Source organism: Pseudomonas syringae group sp. J309-1 (genome assembly GCF_032582135.1).
Lineage (GTDB): Bacteria > Pseudomonadota > Gammaproteobacteria > Pseudomonadales > Pseudomonadaceae > Aquipseudomonas > Aquipseudomonas quasicaspiana.
This window is the reverse complement of the sequence record NZ_JAWHNU010000139.1, coordinates 1-566: the sequence shown is the minus strand read 5'-3', so window position 1 is coordinate 566 and position 566 is coordinate 1. Positions and strand designations below refer to the sequence as shown.

Annotated in this window: 2 protein-coding genes; both read right to left on the bottom strand. The window is 62.2% G+C overall.

Annotated features, from left to right (window positions below; translation table 11 throughout):
• A partial coding sequence (locus RX972_RS29700) for a tail fiber protein (RefSeq protein ID WP_410478274.1) occupies positions 1–84 on the bottom strand: 84 nt, incomplete at its 3' end.
• Positions 85–96: 12 nt separating this feature from the next.
• Positions 97–564: a phage tail protein gene (locus RX972_RS29115; protein ID WP_316880757.1), complete on the bottom strand. Its 468-nt coding sequence runs from the start codon at positions 562–564 to the stop codon at positions 97–99.
• Positions 565–566: the final 2 nt, after the last annotated feature.

Genomic DNA, 566 nt, shown 5'->3' with positions numbered 1-566 from the left:
GACCTGTCCCTGGCAAAGCATCCAACCGGCCGGCGCGAAATTGCCGCCGAACATCCGAATTTCGCCGACGTAGGGCTGGCTCATGATGGGCGTCCTTCAGGTCTGGGAGGGAAAGATGCCCTGCAATGCGATGCAGAAGCTGAGCGTGAGGTAGGGCTGCATGTTCTCGGGAGGTTGCGAGGCACCTGCATTGCCGACGGTGCTCCCGACAAGCGTCGTCAGATTGCTGGGCGTGGTGTAGAGATTGGCCGACTGCGCCATCAGATTGTTGGTGAGCACCGCATTGGCGGCGGGGTTGGTCGTGCCCTGGAAGATGTGGGGGTGCTGCGGCATCTCGGAGGTCGTAAGCGTGTGCGTCGGCTCGCCGCCGGTCTGGCCCAGCGTGAAGCCGGAGCCCATATGGATCGGCACCTTGCCTTGCAGATTGGGCAGCCCGAAGGTGGTCTGGCCATTGCCGCCATAGGTCGTGCCGAGCAGCGAGAACAAGGCCTGGTTCTGGTTGATTGGCATCAGCTGACCGTTGCAGAACGCCCAGCCTTTCGGCGGGAAGCTGAACGACATCATCT

Excerpts from the sequence above, each read along its gene's own strand:
- RX972_RS29115 (WP_316880757.1), bottom strand. The coding sequence starts at position 564 with ATGATGTCGTTCAGCTTCCCGCCGAAAGGCTGGGCGTTCTGCAACGGT.